Origin of the sequence: Bacillus sp. FSL K6-0268 (assembly GCF_038005425.1) — a bacterium.
Taxonomy (GTDB): Bacteria; Bacillota; Bacilli; order Bacillales; family Bacillaceae_G; genus Bacillus_A; species Bacillus_A thuringiensis_S.
In genome coordinates this window covers 3,751,214-3,766,434 of the sequence record NZ_JBBOTF010000001.1, presented here as the reverse complement: position 1 = coordinate 3,766,434, position 15,221 = coordinate 3,751,214, and the positions used below count along the sequence as shown (strand labels likewise).

Sequence of the window (15,221 nt, the reverse complement as noted above, 5' to 3'; positions counted from 1 at the left end):
TCTATTAGGAAGCTTATATGCTATATTGCTCCTTAAAGTATTTCTTGTATTCACCACTAATAATTTGTTCCCACCACTCAGTGTTATCTAAATACCACTGAATTGTTTGAGCAATCCCTGTTTCAAATGTATAAGTTGGTTTCCAGCCTAATTTTTCTAGCTTCGTCGGATCAATCGCATAACGTTTATCATGGCCTAATCGATCTTGAACGAACTCGATTAATTCCTCAGACTTACCAAGCGTACTAATAATTGTTTGAACAACTTCTAAATTTGTACGCTCATTATGTCCGCCAACATTATAAACATCTCCATTTGCACCCTCATGCATAACTAGATCAATTGCGGCACAATGATCAATAACGTGTAACCAGTCGCGAATATTTTTACCGTCTCCATATACAGGAACCTTTTCATCATTTAACACACGTGAAATTGTTAATGGAATTAATTTTTCTGGGAAATGGAATGGCCCATAGTTGTTTGAGCAACGTGTAATGTTAATTGGTAATCCAAATGTTTCATGATATGCTCGAACTAATAGATCAGAAGAAGCTTTACTTGCACTATATGGGCTATTTGGTTGTAAAGGCATCTCTTCTGTAAAGAATGTAGTTGGATCAAAATCTAATTCACCATATACTTCATCTGTCGATACATGGACAAATTTAGTAATACCAAATGCTTTCGCTGCATCTAATAATACTTGTGTTCCTAATACATTTGTACTAATAAACACTTCAGGTTCAGCAATAGAACGATCCACATGACTCTCTGCAGCAAAATGCACAACGTAATCGAATTTTTCTTGTTCAAATAGTTGGTTTACTGCTTGACGGTCTACGATATCAACCTTAGCGAATGAATAGTTATCTTTGTCCTCAATATCTTTATGCTTTGTTAAATCTCCCGCATATGTCAATACATCTAAATTTACAATATGATAATCTGGATATTTATTTACCATATAATGTACAAAGTTTCCTCCGATAAAACCCGCGCCACCTGTTACTAATACTTTCTTTTTTTCCATCTTATTTCACCTCTTGCTGTAATTGTGTAATATAATGTTTTGTCGCTTTCTTCCAATCTTGTAATGGCTCAAATCCATTATCAATTAATTTCTGCTTAGACATACGTGAATTTTTAGGACGTACTGCACGAGTAGGATACTCTTCTGTTGTAATACTATTTACTTTCACATCTTGTTCTGCTATTTCAAAGATTTCTTGCGCAAATTCAGCCCAACTACAGAAGCCTTCATTTGTAGCATGATATGTACCATATTTCTCTGTTACGACCATGTCAACTAACAAACGAGCTAAATCATACGTGTAAGTTGGTGATCCTATTTGATCTCCCACAACGTTCAGTTCATTACGTGTTTCACCTAAACGAAGCATTGTCTTAATAAAGTTATTTCCATTAATACCGAATACCCATGAAATACGCACAATAAAGTTGTTATCTATCAAGCTTCTAACTACTTTTTCTCCCTCATACTTTGTTAAACCATAGTATCCAACCGGATTAGGTACGTCAGTTTCTACAAATGCATGAGTGTCTTCTCCATCAAATACATAATCTGTACTAATATAAACAAATTTAGCATTTAATTTTTTTGCTGCTGTAGCAAGATATTTTGTACCCTCTACATTCACATTCCAGCAAAGTTCTTTATCATCTTCAGATTTATCAACAGCCGTATATGCTGCACAATGAATAATTGCATCTGGTTTTACTTTATCTACAAATTCATAAACCGCAGCTTCGTTTGTAATATCTAAATCTTCTATTCCAATACCTTGCATTTCTAGTCCTTGCTTCTCTCCACGTTTTACTACGTCATATCCAAGCTGACCATTATAACCGGTTACTAAAATTTTCATTTTTTCACTCCCCGTATACAAAGTTATTTTCTGCTTCTTTTAATGAAGGTGCTTTTTTATCTTTTTCAGATAGTACTGGCTGAATTTCCATTGGCCACTCAACACCAACTTCAGCATCGTTCCAAATAATTCCTCGATCACACTCGGGAGCATAAAGTTCATCAACTTTATATTGAACCTCAACGTCATCAGTTAATGTCATAAATCCATGTGCAAACCCTTTTGGAACTAATAACTGTTTTTTATTTTCTGCACTTAGCTCAATACCAAACCATTGACCATATGTAGGACTTCCCTTACGGATATCTACTGCCACATCAAATATCGATCCACGTGTACAACGCACAAGCTTAGTTTGCGCCTTAGGATTTAATTGATAGTGTAAGCCGCGAAGCGTACCCTTTGTTGCTGAAAATGATTGATTATCTTGTACAAATTCCAGTTCGATTCCTGCTTCTTTCATTGCCTTATCGCTATAAGTTTCCATAAACCAACCACGATGATCTCCAAACACTTTTGGTTCAATCACTTTAACGCCTAATAAGTTTGTATCTAAAACTTTCATTATGTTCACTCCAAATTAGTATTTAATGCTACCATTTGCTACCTTTAATAAATATTGACCATAGCCATTTTTAGAGCATTGATTACCTGATTCAATTAGAGTTTCTTTATTAATCCAGCCATTAATAAAGCCAATCTCTTCAAGAGCAGCGATTTTAATTCCTTGATGGTCTTCAACTGTTTTCACAAAGTTTGTTGCATCTACTAGACTCTTATGAGTTCCTGTATCTAGCCATGTGTATCCACGACCTAATAATTCAACTTCTAATTCACCACTATTTAAATATGCTTCATTTATAGATGTAATTTCTAATTCACCACGTGCTGATGGCTTAACATTTTTAGCAATTTCCATTACACGATTATCATAGAAATATAAACCAGTTATTGCATAATTTGATTTTGGCTCTTCCGGTTTTTCTTCTACGCTTAATACTTTCCCATTCTCATCAAATTCTACTACACCAAAACGCTCTGGATCATTTACATGATAACCAAATACTGTAGCACCTTTTTCTTTATTCGCCGCACGTTGTAACATTTTGCGAAGTCCACTACCATAATAAATATTGTCCCCTAATACCATAGCGACAGAATCATTACCAATAAACTCTTCACCAATAATAAATGCCTGGGCTAAACCATCAGGACTTGGTTGAACTTTATATTGAAGTGAAATTCCAAATTGAGAGCCATCACCTAATAATGCCTCAAAACGTGGAGTATCTTCTGGTGTCGAAATAATTAAAATTTCACGAATTCCTGCTAACATTAACGTTGATAATGGATAGTAAATCATTGGTTTATCATAAATAGGTAGTAATTGTTTACTTGTAACCATTGTTAATGGATAAAGACGAGTTCCACTACCACCTGCTAAAATAATGCCTTTCATTTTAGTCCCCCTAGTTACAGAATAGATGATATATACACCGCTAAATAAAATAGGGTATATATACCAATAATTTAATTTCTAACTTTTTTAACCATATTTATTAATTTCAAAAAATCCTGTTTATAGAATATAAACATTAAAATTAAAACTACTCCACTATAAATTAATAACCCAATAGCCCAATTTAAATAATTTGAACAAGCTAAAAACACAACGAAATGGACAGATAATACAAACAATTGCGTCCAATCACTTTTAAGATATTTGAAATCTATGTTTGTGCAAGCAAGAAACCAAATTATATAACTAATCGTTGTTGCAAGGGCTATTAAAGTTAAAGAATGAAATATAATAAAAGAAATAAAATTTAATATTGTACTAATAAATAACATTGTAACTACTATTAAAAAAAACTTCTTTTCTTGTTTTCTAGCCTTATAGAGATTTATAAGTATTACATTAATAACCATAATATATGGTAAGTTTACAAATGAAACAGCTATAATATCCAACGAAGCTGAATAATGAGGTAAGATTTTACTTATAAATAATTTTAAAATAAAGAATATACATCCAGCTATTATTCCTAATATAATCAATATTTTTGTTGTGAGTTTAACCATTTGTTTATCTTCATTTCTTGCTAAATAATTATAAAAAGTCAAACCAACTGAGCTAACTCCTAAAAGAATCATGTTTAACATCGACGTTGCAAAAGAATATTGTGCAAATTCTTTAATTGAAAAGAAAAAATTTACTATCCACAGACCAATATTATTGAATAGCAATATAGAAAAATTACCCGCTAAAATAAAAATTCCGACTTTAAAATAATACAAATAATTTATTTTAAGATCATTTCTTATTCCACCAACTAGTTTATAAAAGTCATACTCTACTATTAATAATAGCAAAATATTAGCAATCAAAGTCGCAGCTATATAATACGAAGAATTATCAATCTTTAATACTAATAAACATCCAATGAAAATCAGATTAAAAATAGTGAATAGTATATTTATTCTAGAATACTTAGTGAATAAACCTGTTGACTGATATAGCATTTTATGAAAACCATTAACATTTATCGGAATAATAGAAAGTGAAATTAACAACAGTAAAATATCTTTTTCCAAAACTGATATACATATTAAAATAATAGTAACAATAAGTTGAAAGATTACTAAAAACTTATGCTCTGCTCTTAAACTTTTCTTATTATCTTCTAAATTTTTGCCACCGTATTTAATAAAAATACCATCTATATACCCTAAATTGAAGATGGCTATATAAGATATATACAGTATATACTTTCTATATTCCCCAAATTCATCAACACTTAATGATAATGGAAGGAATATACTTAAAATTATATTACTAAGTAGCATTAATACATTTGAGTTAAAAACTTTTAAGATATCTTTAATTAGTTTCAAACTACAGCCCTCTATTTCACATATAATGTTATATAATTACGCATTAGAATTACTTTAGCGTTCTAATAAATTAGTCTTTAGAAAAAATCATAAATGTTATAATAGGCAACAAGTCACCTATAAACGTAAAAACAAGTATAGTTATCTTAAAATATTTTTTAAGATAACTTAAGAAGCAATTCCTTTAAATTATCCTCATTAATCGTTTTATATAATAGTTCTTCATTTTCTAATATAAATTGCATATCTATTTTACTTAAATCTACATTTAGAAGCTGTCTTATTACCTCTTCACTAAATCTATACTTAATTAATTGGGCTGGATTTCCTCCTACTATACTGTAAGGCTCTACATTTTTAGTTACCACACTACCGGCTGCCACAATAGCACCTTTCCCAATTGTAATACCAGACAAAATTATTGCGTTATTTCCAATCCAAACGTCATCTTCTACGATGATAGGACCCTTAGTAATTGCTTCACTTTCTTTAAACAAAATTTTTTTCTTGAAGGGATATGTTGTTAGACAATCATATTTATGATTTCCACCTAACATGAAAAGTACATTCCCACCAATTGAAACCAAGTTACCAATCATCAATTCTTCGTTTTTATTACCATAAGAATTTACATTTAATTTTCCATATGAAAAATTCCCTACTGTAACTAAATCAGCAGGGAAAATGTTTCCTGGGTTTGTGGAATTGTGTCTATTTAATTTACGCCATTTCTTCTTAAATAAAATTAATTTCATATATCTCGCTATGAATGAAATCATTAAAATACTCCCTTTTTGATTTAGATTTTAAACATTTAAAATTAAGAGTATAAGGAAACCTAAAATATTTCAATTCAAGATAAGTTGTAAATAAGTATAATTTACAACTTACTTTTAGCCACATTTGTCGTACAACCTTATTTGGAGAAGCAGAAATGTTTTCTCCCTACATAATACTCTATAAATTCAAATGCACACGATTTACTATGCCTTGATTTTTTTTATTGTTACTAATATTACAGCATGTATAAAATATATAGCTTTCATAATCAACAATTTAAAGGAATTTGACATCTTATGTTTTTGTATAACATAATTATAGTTTTTTCTTCTTTTTATTAATTTGCTTAATGTTATTTTACTTTTATTACCTGATTCTCCATGTAAATGATATATAGCTGTTTCATCTAAGACATAACTATATTTATGATTTAAATACAACTTATAACATAACTCTAAATCTTCCGCATACATAAATATATTTTCATCAAACCCACCAACTGAACAATAATCATCTTTTCTAATAACCATAAAACTTCCTGAAACCCAGTCAACCTTAAATAAGCCTTTATTCTTATAGCCCTTTAACCTGATCCTTTTCATAAAATTAAAATTCCAAAATAAAAAATTTAATTTCAATTCATTTATTAAGCTAGGAAAACTAAAACCAAGAGACTGAATACTACTATCTCTATTTAATATTTTAGCAGACAAAACTCCTATATTATTATTACGCTGCATTGTATCTATCAGTAATTTGAAATCGGTTTCTCCTGCAAGGGTATCACTATTTAATAAAACTATATATTTACCTTTGCAAGATTGAACGCCTAAATTATTTGCCTTTCCAAATCCTTCATTATTATCATTTTCAATTATTGTAGTATTAATAAATGCTTGTTCTTTAAAATATTCCCTAGACCCGTCACTAGAATCATTATCAACAATGATAATTTCATACTTGAATTTTTCCAGACTTTTATTGTTACTTATTGAATTAACACAATCTTCAGTTATGTATTTTGTATTATAATTAACAATAACAAAAGAAATACCATCCACTTTACATCTATCTCCTTTTATATAAAAACCCTATAATTTCCCTCTTTAAACTTCACACAATTTAGTATAAAAATATTTTTATTACACTAATTCTAATTAATTGATTATGAAAAATACTCTTCTAAATCACTATTAATAAACTGGGCTAACAATCTTCTATAACCCAGTTTATTCTTTCAAAATAAAACTAAACAACAAAGCTTCAATTTAACTTTTATTATTATCTTAACTATGCTTATCTGCTATTTCTGTATTCACACAAGATATAATAATACCTAACCCTAAAAATAGATATATCATAAAAAGCTTAGTTCCAAAATTAGGCTCTAGTAATCCATGTAACAAAACTGCATAAAAACCACGTTTGTACCCTAACATAAAGATGTTTAATTCAATATTTTTACTATCTCTTATACCCTTTCGCAAAAAGATTAAAACAGACAAAATAAAAATCAAAAATAGTGCACAAGTAATAATGCCATTATCACCTAACACTTGCAGTATAAAATTATGTGCTAAATAATATTGATTAAGAGCATTTACATTGTTAAAACCATTTCCCAAAATGGGACTCTGCAAAAATGCATTAAAATACTCTTGAAAAATAACTCCACGCTCTAATAAATTTGATTGATTTCTAAGATTATCAAAGCGTCCCTCATTTACCATTTGATTAATAAAATCTCCAGCAAATATATACAATCCAATAACAAACGCACCTATTAAAATTAAAGAAACAATGGTCTTGGCTATACTCTGCTTGGTTAGTACTACATCTTTTAGTACATATATAATCGTCAGAACACCTATAATACCCAAGCATGTTCTTGATCCGGTATAAATTATTGCCGCACCAATAAATATCAAACCAATAAAACTTTTAATCTTTTTCTTACTTGTAAAAGCCGATCCTTCTCTTAATAAAATAGTATAAAAAATATAAAAAGGTATCATTAAAATTGATGCCAAATAGTTACTGTTACCAATGTCTAATGCAATCTTATTCCCTATTATAAAATCCCCATGATTTTCAAATATGGTCTTTTGTATTATCCATAGAGATAATATTACTCCTGAATACAAATAGTAATTCATCATATTTGTTTGTTGAACCTTATTAAAATTAAAATTGAAAAATATCAACAAAATTAAAAATGTTTCGAAATACGTTGTAAAACCAATTAAATACCTTCCAATATTATCTGCCGTTAATATAGATAAGGAACTTATTACTAGAAAAACAAAAAGAATTCTAATAATCTTATTTGTTCTCAATTCTCCTCGTCTTACAATAGAAAGTATACAAAAAAAACTTAAAAGCAGTATAAATATTTCACCTATATATAATGTAAATACAGAACCCATTATGGGTAGAAAAATAGGTGGTAAGAATAAAGTTAATAACCCTAAATAAGCTATAAAAACTATTATTCCACTTGCTCTAATGGATTGTTGCACCTCTTATTCTCCCCCCTTATTTTCTTACTCCACTAATATTCAATTCATAAACCTCCAAATATTTCATTACCATATTTTCAAGACTATACCGCTCTAAATCATTCTTTTGTATAACCTTTTCATCTTTCAAACAAGACAAACGTTCAATCATTTGATTTGTTTTCATCTCAATTTCCTTATAATTCTTAGCATTAAAATAATCTATTGGGCCATCAAGATTATCAGTAATCCCCTTTAGACCTTCCACATCCGAAAGTAAGACCGGAAGCCCACAAGCAAGTGCTTCAATTGCAGCTAAACCAAATCCTTCCCATAACGACGGCAAAATAAATATATCACTTGTCTTTAAGAGTCTTTCTACATCCGTTCTTTGCCCTAATAAAATTACCCTGTCCGTCAATCCTAGTTCCTTTATAAGTAATCTTAATCGGTCTTCTCTTTGTCCATTTCCTACTAGAAGCAATATTGCTTTACTATTAATATTTTTAAAAGCTTTGATTAAACTCTCATGATTTTTAGCTTTTTCTAATCTTCCTACACATATCAATATTACTTTATCATTACTTACTCCTATATCTTTCCTAGGTATAGGTTTTGCATCAAAAAAAATTTTAAGATCGATACCATTATGAATAATCAAAGATTTTTTTTGAGTGCTTTCAATCCAATTTGTTAAACTTTCTTTCGTTCCCTTACTAATACAAATTACTTTTGAATACTGTCTATACATAAGGTAATCCGTTAATCGAAAAAGAATCTTCCCACGTCTATTATTATGTGTACTATGTTCTGTTGTAATTAACTTTTTCTTCGGAATAAAGATACTACCATATAATTGTGCATAATACGTATGAGCATGAACTATATCACAATCTTTTGTTAATCTGTATATATCCCATGCAATCTTTGGATTAAACTTTTTCCCATAATTAAGCTCTATTAATTCTACATTATTGGTATCTAATATTTTAAAAGGCACTCCTCTTCCTTTAAATAAAGTAATAACCTTTATTCTCATTCCCTTCTTACTCATAGAATTAGAAATTTCAGCGACTAATTTTTCCGCTCCACCAGTATTAAGGTGACTTATAATATGTGCAATAATCATTTGTATCCCTCCTCAAAAGGCTGATCTCTAATAAGTCACTTAACCTTCTTCGTATACCACTTCATAAATTCATTAATCCCGTCTTGAATAGAAATACCATTTAAATAAAGTACTCCATAAACCTCTTTTATTAACACACGCACCTTTGCATTTTCAACCCCACTACAACCCTATCAGGATGGATAAGATTTCTAGCAGTAGATTATTCTCCTAAGAACCCTAAATTTGAAGCTACACCAAAATCACAGTAGGTCCCTCCATCCCCCAAGTTCTTTGCAATAATTTCCGCAACTGTAAGTACATATTGAAAATCTGCACTAACATCATCTGTTGGCTGTGTACCTACTGCTATTTTGATCATATTCTACACTCTATATCGCTTTATTTATTACAAATTTTATCCACTTTATTCATGTATGCTTTTACTACTATATTCCTGTCAAACTCTTTTTCAATTTTTTCTCTAGAATTCGTACCCATTTGTTTTCTTTCTATATGTGTTAAGTGAATAAATTTTTCAATTTGTTCCACTAAGCTACTAGTACTTTTTGCTTCAAATATATATCCGTTTTTACCTTCAGAGATCGTTTCTCTACATCCAGGAATATTAGAAGCTATTAATGCTCGGCCCGTAGCAGCTGCTTCTAATAAAACATTAGATAAGCCTTCTCCACCATGAGAAGCTTGAATAAGACAATGAGCTTCTTTAACAAATGGCTTAACATCCGATTGATATCCTAAGTATGTAATAAATCCTTCATTTTGCAGCTGATTAATCATGTCATTATAATGTGGCTGTGTTTTCTCAACAAAACCTATTACATTAAATTGTGTGTCTGGATATTTTGTTTTTATAATTTTTGCAGCTTCTAAATATTGATCAATGCCTTTATCCTTCATAATTCTTCCAATAAAAATAAATTTCAGCACATCTTCTTTTGGAAAGTCTTTAAATTTATATTCTTCCAAATTCACTCCTGAACCCGGAATAAGTTCATACTGTCCTTTAATTATATTCCTATCTACTAACATTCTCATATCTTCAGTATTTTGAAAGAAAACACAATAAGACTTTTTCAAACTTACCTTATATAAAGTAGATAAAAACGTTTTTAAAATTGAACTCTTACTAAATCCACTTCCTAAACCTGTAATATTATTTATACATGGAATATTTAAAAGCCTACAAGCTAATCCTCCGTATAAATTTGGTTTTATTGTATATGTCAATACAACATCTGGTTTTATTTCCTTCAATATTTTAATATAATGCGCGACTAGTTTAAAATCAGTTACTGGGTTTGTGCCCCTTCGATCAACATTTGTTTCTACGAATTTACATCCCCATTCAACCATCTTATCTACTTTTTCGTCTTTGGGTAAAGATATATATACTTCATAGCCTTGCCCCAACAATTCTTGAATTAGTTCTTTACGAAAATTGTATATTACAAATCCATGGTTACCTAATAATAGTACTTTTTTCTTCATAATTTTATGTTCACCTAATTACATACTTATTTTTATAGAAGTTTCAAAATCAACAACGCAATAGTCAAACTCAGGATTTAATTTTTTATCATACGCCTTATTTCCCAATACCTTATTAACGACATTTATCTTTTTTGACATTATCTTTATGACTGGATTAAATGTTTTAATAAAGTGGACTTTCTTATTCATGTTGATAGCCATAAGACTTATAATATCTTTCGTACTAACATATTCTTTATTTTGCGGGAAAAATATCCCATCCAACTCTTTGTCAATAACAATCTTTAAAAATTCACACAGGTTATCAATGAATATCATACTTCTTTCATTACTTATCTCAGGAAAAATTGGTGATTTTTCTGCTAGCGTTTTTAACCTAGGAAAATTACCCTTACAGTTTGGTCCATATACCATTGGTGTTCGCACCATAACCGTTTTAAAATTATTACTATTCATTTTTTGAATAGCTAAATCCGCTTCGAGCTTACTTCTCCCATAAAAATCAATAGGACTTGGCTCAGTTTCTGCAGTAATAATTTTAGGTTCACCTAATTTTCCGTCTGCACCGTAGATAATCATGCTACTCATAAAAATAAATTGCTTAACATTTTCTTTTTTTGCTTTTTCTGCGATATTAATTGCTAAATCCCTATTAATCTTATAATACATTTCTTCCATTTTAGGATCAGCTGAAACATGTGCAATTCCAGCTACGTGTAAAACAACATCATATTTAGAAAAGTCCTGTTGTTTCCACCCATCATTTCTAACAGATATTTTGGCAACATCATATTGATTTGACCAATTATTAACCCATTTTTCAAAATTTGTTCCTATATAACTTTCTTTTCCAGTTATTAAAATTCTTTTCTTATTCATTTATGAACTTGCCTCTTTTCTCTTTTCAGAGTTTCGTTCATTACTATTATTTTTCCCTTCCTTAACACCTTCAGATTTCAAGACACTCTTTATAGTCATAAAAAATACCTTCAAATCAAATAATGGTGATAATTTTTCTACGTATTCACCATCTAATTTTGCCTTTACATCAATAGGAAGTTCATCTCTTCCATTTATTTGTGCCCACCCTGTCAATCCTGGTGTAACATCATTTGCACCGTATTTATCACGTTCTTTAATTAAATCATATTGATTCCAAAGTGCAGGTCGAGGCCCAATTATACTCATTTCACCTTTAATAATATTTATTATTTGTGGAAGTTCATCTAAGCTTGTTTTACGTAAAAACTTTCCGACTTTTGTTATATACATTTCAGGATCTTCCAAAAGATGAGTTGGCATATCTTTTGGGGTATCAATCCTCATCGTTCTAAACTTTAAAATATAAAATTCTTTTTTCCCTTTACCGATTCGTCGCTGTTTAAATAATACAGGACCTTTCGAATCCAGCTTTATACAAATTATTAATAATAAGAATAAAGGTGATGATACTACTAAACCTACAATTGCAAAAATACAATCTACTATTTGTTTCAAACCCTTTTTATATATCACTTTTATTACCACCTCAATTTTCCTAACATATGAATAAGTGTTCCAAAAACCAAATAACTGTTAATTTAAAACCTTAGTATTAGCAATCTCTAATAATCTTTCTCTTATATCCTCTTTGCCCATTCCTTCAAAATCATTCATAAACTGCCTTAAAATTTCTTGCTCCATTAAGACAGCCTTCCCAATATGAATCTTAGGGAATATTTGTTCAGGATGAATTTCTCCTTCGTTTAGCAGCTCTTCATACATTTTTTCTCCTGGTCTTAGCCCAGTAAATTCAATTCCAATTTCTTCAATTGAATATCCTGAAAGAGTAATAAGATTTCTTGCCAAATCAACAATTTTCACTGGATCTCCCATATCAAGAACAAACAGCTCTCCACCTTTAGCTAGCGTTCCAGCCTGAATAACTAGTCTTGAAGCTTCTGGTATCGTCATAAAGTAACGAATCATATCAGGATGAGTAACTGTTACAGGTCCACCTTTTTGAATTTGCTTCTTAAATAATGGGATTACACTTCCCCTACTTCCAAGAACATTACCAAATCGAACGGCAACAAATTTTGTATTAGTACTTACAGCTGCCAAATGCTGTACAAGCATTTCTGCAAATCGCTTTGTAGCTCCCATTACATTCGTAGGATTTACAGCTTTATCTGTAGAAACCATAACAAATGTATTCACTTTAAATGTATCCGCTGCTTCTGCAACATTTTTTGTACCAAAAATATTATTTTTCACAGCCTCTTCAGGATTACGTTCCATTAAAGGTACATGTTTATGTGCAGCCGCATGATAAACAATATACGGGCGATGCTTATCAATTATTTCAAAAATCTTATTTCGATCTTGTACATCTGCAATTTCTGTCATAATTTCAACTGTATCTTTATACGTAACTCTCATTTCCATTTCGATATTATAAATACTGTTTTCACCATGTCCTAGAAGAACAATTTTACCCGGTTTGTACTTCATTACTTGACGACAAATTTCGGATCCAATTGATCCACCCGCACCTGTTACTAAAATTGTTTTACCTGTAATCTTCTCTCCAATACCGGCATCATCTAATTGAATTGGTTCTCTACCCAATAAATCCTCTACTTGTACATCACGCACTTCATTAACAGAAACTGTACCATCTAGAAGGTCCTCAAGCATTGGCACAATTTGTGTTTTCGCCTTCGTTTTTCTACACTTCTCAAAAATCTCGTTTATTTGTTTACGATTTAAAGAAGGAATAGCAATAATAATATGTTCTATGTCATTATCTTCTACAATTTCTTTAAGATGGTTTGTTGTACCAACAACCGGCACATTATAAATTTCTAATTTTTGCTTATTTCTATCATCATCAACAAATGCGATTGGATATAAATCTGCTTCTTTATTATGTTGTAATTGACGTACTACCATCGTTCCTGCTGAACCAGCACCGATAATTAATGTTCGTTTTTTATCAGTAGCTTTTGTAATATATGTATCACGAAACATACGCCAGACAAAACGAGAACCACCAATTAATAATAAATGTAACATCCATGCAATAGCTAAAATTCGAACATAAATATCATGATTTATAATTTGTTGAACAATTGCTGTTACTAAAATTGATAGTGTGATTGCCTTAAATATTTGTTTTAATTCACCAATACTTGCATATTCCCATGCCTTATTATAAAGCTTATAAATAGCAGCAAAAACATGATGACTACACAATAATGTAATAGAACTAATAACTACTGTCATAGGAATTTTGTTTAATACATTTGGATGTATAAACCAATAACTTAAATACACGGCAGTTAATACGATAAATGAATCTAATAAAATTAATAATGAGAGCCGTCTTCGATAACTCAATATACCTGTTCCCTTCTTTATATAATTCTTATCTTATTCATAATAAAAAAGGACATTCTCTTATGAATGTACCTCTTCCTTTTTTACGAGTTCTTTCATATATTTCATTAACTCTACATTTAATTCTTCATTTTGGAGTGCCATTTCAATCGTCGTCTTAATAAATCCAAACTTCTCCCCAACATCGTAACGCGTACCCTCAAAGTCATATGCAAATACACGTTGAACTTCATTTAATCGTTGAATGGCATCTGTTAATTGGATTTCCCCACCAGCACCTGTTTGTTGATTCTCAAGAAACATAAAGATTTCTGGCGTTAATACGTAACGTCCCATAATTGCTAAATTTGATGGTGCAGTTCCTTCTGCTGGCTTCTCCACAAATTGACGTACTTGATAACGGCGATCACTTTGTTCAATCGGATCGATAATACCGTAACGATGTGTTTCGTTTTCAGGCACTGTTTGTACACCAATAACTGACGACTGTGTACCTTCATATTGATCCATTAATTGACGCAAACATGGTGTTTCTGCTTGCACAATATCATCACCAAGTAATACTGCAAATGGTTCGTTTCCAATAAATTTACGCGCACACCATACTGCGTGCCCCAGCCCTTTTGGTTCCTTTTGTCTTATGTAATGAATGTTAATTCTTGAAGAAGCTTGTACTTTTTCTAGCATCTCATGCTTTCCTTTTTCTAATAGGCTCTGCTCTAATTCAAAGGAATGATCAAAATGATCTTCAATGGCACGTTTACCTTTTCCAGTAACAATAATAATATCTTCAATTCCTGATTCTATCGCTTCTTCTACTATGTATTGAATTGTTGGTTTATCAACAATTGGTAACATTTCTTTTGGCATTGCCTTTGTTACCGGTAAAAACCTTGTTCCCAGTCCCGCAGCTGGAATAATTGCTTTTCTTACTTTTTTCAAATCTAGTCCCCCAAATATATTATTATATCCATATGTAACAATAACAAAAACCCTACTTATAGGGTCGTCTTTACAACTCCATAAGTAGAGTTTCTAACATAAATAAATTATGGGCATCTAACCCATCCTCACGTCATACTCCCGACGACAAGCGTCTAAGGTAGGCTCGAAATAAAAATTTCTACCCACAGCACGACCGAGTGCCCCCGTTGA

15 protein-coding genes are annotated in these 15,221 nt (G+C 30.7%); all 15 read right to left on the bottom strand.

Annotated features, from left to right (window positions below; translation table 11 throughout):
* Window positions 1–13: 13 nt before the first annotated feature.
* Complete coding sequence (gene rfbB, locus MHI28_RS19330) at window positions 14–1,033, bottom strand: dTDP-glucose 4,6-dehydratase (RefSeq protein WP_000412305.1); 1,020 nt, start codon at window positions 1,031–1,033, stop codon at window positions 14–16.
* A gap of 1 nt (window position 1,034) precedes the next feature.
* Window positions 1,035–1,889 carry a dTDP-4-dehydrorhamnose reductase gene (gene rfbD / locus MHI28_RS19325; RefSeq protein ID WP_000699476.1) on the bottom strand — a complete coding sequence of 285 codons (855 nt, stop codon included), beginning with the start codon at window positions 1,887–1,889 and terminating at the stop codon, window positions 1,035–1,037.
* A gap of 4 nt (window positions 1,890–1,893) precedes the next feature.
* On the bottom strand, window positions 1,894–2,454 hold the full coding sequence (gene rfbC, locus MHI28_RS19320) for a dTDP-4-dehydrorhamnose 3,5-epimerase (protein WP_000865814.1): 561 nt from the start codon (window positions 2,452–2,454) through the stop codon (window positions 1,894–1,896).
* A 15-nt stretch (window positions 2,455–2,469) separates the two neighbouring features.
* On the bottom strand, window positions 2,470–3,348 hold the full coding sequence (gene rfbA / locus MHI28_RS19315) for a glucose-1-phosphate thymidylyltransferase RfbA (RefSeq protein WP_000676102.1): 879 nt from the start codon (window positions 3,346–3,348) through the stop codon (window positions 2,470–2,472).
* A gap of 71 nt (window positions 3,349–3,419) precedes the next feature.
* The gene (locus MHI28_RS19310) at window positions 3,420–4,784 is read right to left on the bottom strand and encodes a lipopolysaccharide biosynthesis protein (protein WP_000766911.1); all 1,365 of its coding nucleotides are present in this window, start codon (window positions 4,782–4,784) and stop codon (window positions 3,420–3,422) included.
* A 158-nt stretch (window positions 4,785–4,942) separates the two neighbouring features.
* A complete protein-coding gene (locus MHI28_RS19305) occupies window positions 4,943–5,563 on the bottom strand; it encodes a CatB-related O-acetyltransferase (protein ID WP_000622805.1) in 621 nt (206 codons plus the stop codon).
* A gap of 204 nt (window positions 5,564–5,767) precedes the next feature.
* Window positions 5,768–6,625, bottom strand: coding sequence for a glycosyltransferase family 2 protein (locus tag MHI28_RS19300; RefSeq protein WP_340828182.1), 858 nt, complete (start codon window positions 6,623–6,625; stop codon window positions 5,768–5,770).
* 225 nt (window positions 6,626–6,850) lie between these two features.
* Complete coding sequence (locus tag MHI28_RS19295) at window positions 6,851–8,083, bottom strand: O-antigen ligase family protein (RefSeq protein ID WP_002162969.1); 1,233 nt, start codon at window positions 8,081–8,083, stop codon at window positions 6,851–6,853.
* A gap of 16 nt (window positions 8,084–8,099) precedes the next feature.
* Window positions 8,100–9,191 (bottom strand): glycosyltransferase, encoded by a 1,092-nt coding sequence (locus MHI28_RS19290; RefSeq protein ID WP_000582294.1) that lies wholly within the window; start codon window positions 9,189–9,191, stop codon window positions 8,100–8,102.
* 202 nt (window positions 9,192–9,393) lie between these two features.
* Window positions 9,394–9,552 (bottom strand): hypothetical protein, encoded by a 159-nt coding sequence (locus MHI28_RS19285; RefSeq protein WP_002162968.1) that lies wholly within the window; start codon window positions 9,550–9,552, stop codon window positions 9,394–9,396.
* Between the two features lie 20 nt (window positions 9,553–9,572).
* Window positions 9,573–10,682: a glycosyltransferase family 4 protein gene (locus tag MHI28_RS19280; RefSeq protein WP_000731031.1), complete on the bottom strand. Its 1,110-nt coding sequence runs from the start codon at window positions 10,680–10,682 to the stop codon at window positions 9,573–9,575.
* Window positions 10,683–10,700: 18 nt separating this feature from the next.
* Window positions 10,701–11,564: an NAD-dependent epimerase/dehydratase family protein gene (locus MHI28_RS19275; RefSeq protein ID WP_001036191.1), complete on the bottom strand. Its 864-nt coding sequence runs from the start codon at window positions 11,562–11,564 to the stop codon at window positions 10,701–10,703.
* Complete coding sequence (locus MHI28_RS19270) at window positions 11,565–12,200, bottom strand: sugar transferase (RefSeq protein WP_000639474.1); 636 nt, start codon at window positions 12,198–12,200, stop codon at window positions 11,565–11,567.
* Between the two features lie 60 nt (window positions 12,201–12,260).
* Window positions 12,261–14,066, bottom strand: coding sequence for a polysaccharide biosynthesis protein (locus tag MHI28_RS19265; RefSeq protein ID WP_000122184.1), 1,806 nt, complete (start codon window positions 14,064–14,066; stop codon window positions 12,261–12,263).
* Window positions 14,067–14,126: 60 nt separating this feature from the next.
* A complete protein-coding gene (gene bpsC / locus MHI28_RS19260; protein WP_000757835.1) occupies window positions 14,127–15,008 on the bottom strand; it encodes a UTP--glucose-1-phosphate uridylyltransferase BpsC in 882 nt (293 codons plus the stop codon).
* Between the last annotated feature and the right edge of the window lie 213 nt (window positions 15,009–15,221).

What these genes read in the sequence shown, in the direction of transcription:
- rfbB (WP_000412305.1), bottom strand. Translation starts at nt 1,033, where the DNA reads ATGGAAAAAAAGAAAGTATTAGTAACAGGTGGCGCGGGTTTTATCGGA.
- rfbD (WP_000699476.1), bottom strand. Translation starts at nt 1,889, where the DNA reads ATGAAAATTTTAGTAACCGGTTATAATGGTCAGCTTGGATATGACGTA.
- rfbC (WP_000865814.1), bottom strand. Translation starts at nt 2,454, where the DNA reads ATGAAAGTTTTAGATACAAACTTATTAGGCGTTAAAGTGATTGAACCA.
- rfbA (WP_000676102.1), bottom strand. Translation starts at nt 3,348, where the DNA reads ATGAAAGGCATTATTTTAGCAGGTGGTAGTGGAACTCGTCTTTATCCA.
- MHI28_RS19305 (WP_000622805.1), bottom strand. Translation starts at nt 5,563, where the DNA reads ATGATTTCATTCATAGCGAGATATATGAAATTAATTTTATTTAAGAAG.
- MHI28_RS19290 (WP_000582294.1), bottom strand. Translation starts at nt 9,191, where the DNA reads ATGATTATTGCACATATTATAAGTCACCTTAATACTGGTGGAGCGGAA.
- MHI28_RS19285 (WP_002162968.1), bottom strand. Translation starts at nt 9,552, where the DNA reads ATGATCAAAATAGCAGTAGGTACACAGCCAACAGATGATGTTAGTGCA.
- MHI28_RS19280 (WP_000731031.1), bottom strand. Translation starts at nt 10,682, where the DNA reads ATGAAGAAAAAAGTACTATTATTAGGTAACCATGGATTTGTAATATAC.
- MHI28_RS19275 (WP_001036191.1), bottom strand. Translation starts at nt 11,564, where the DNA reads ATGAATAAGAAAAGAATTTTAATAACTGGAAAAGAAAGTTATATAGGA.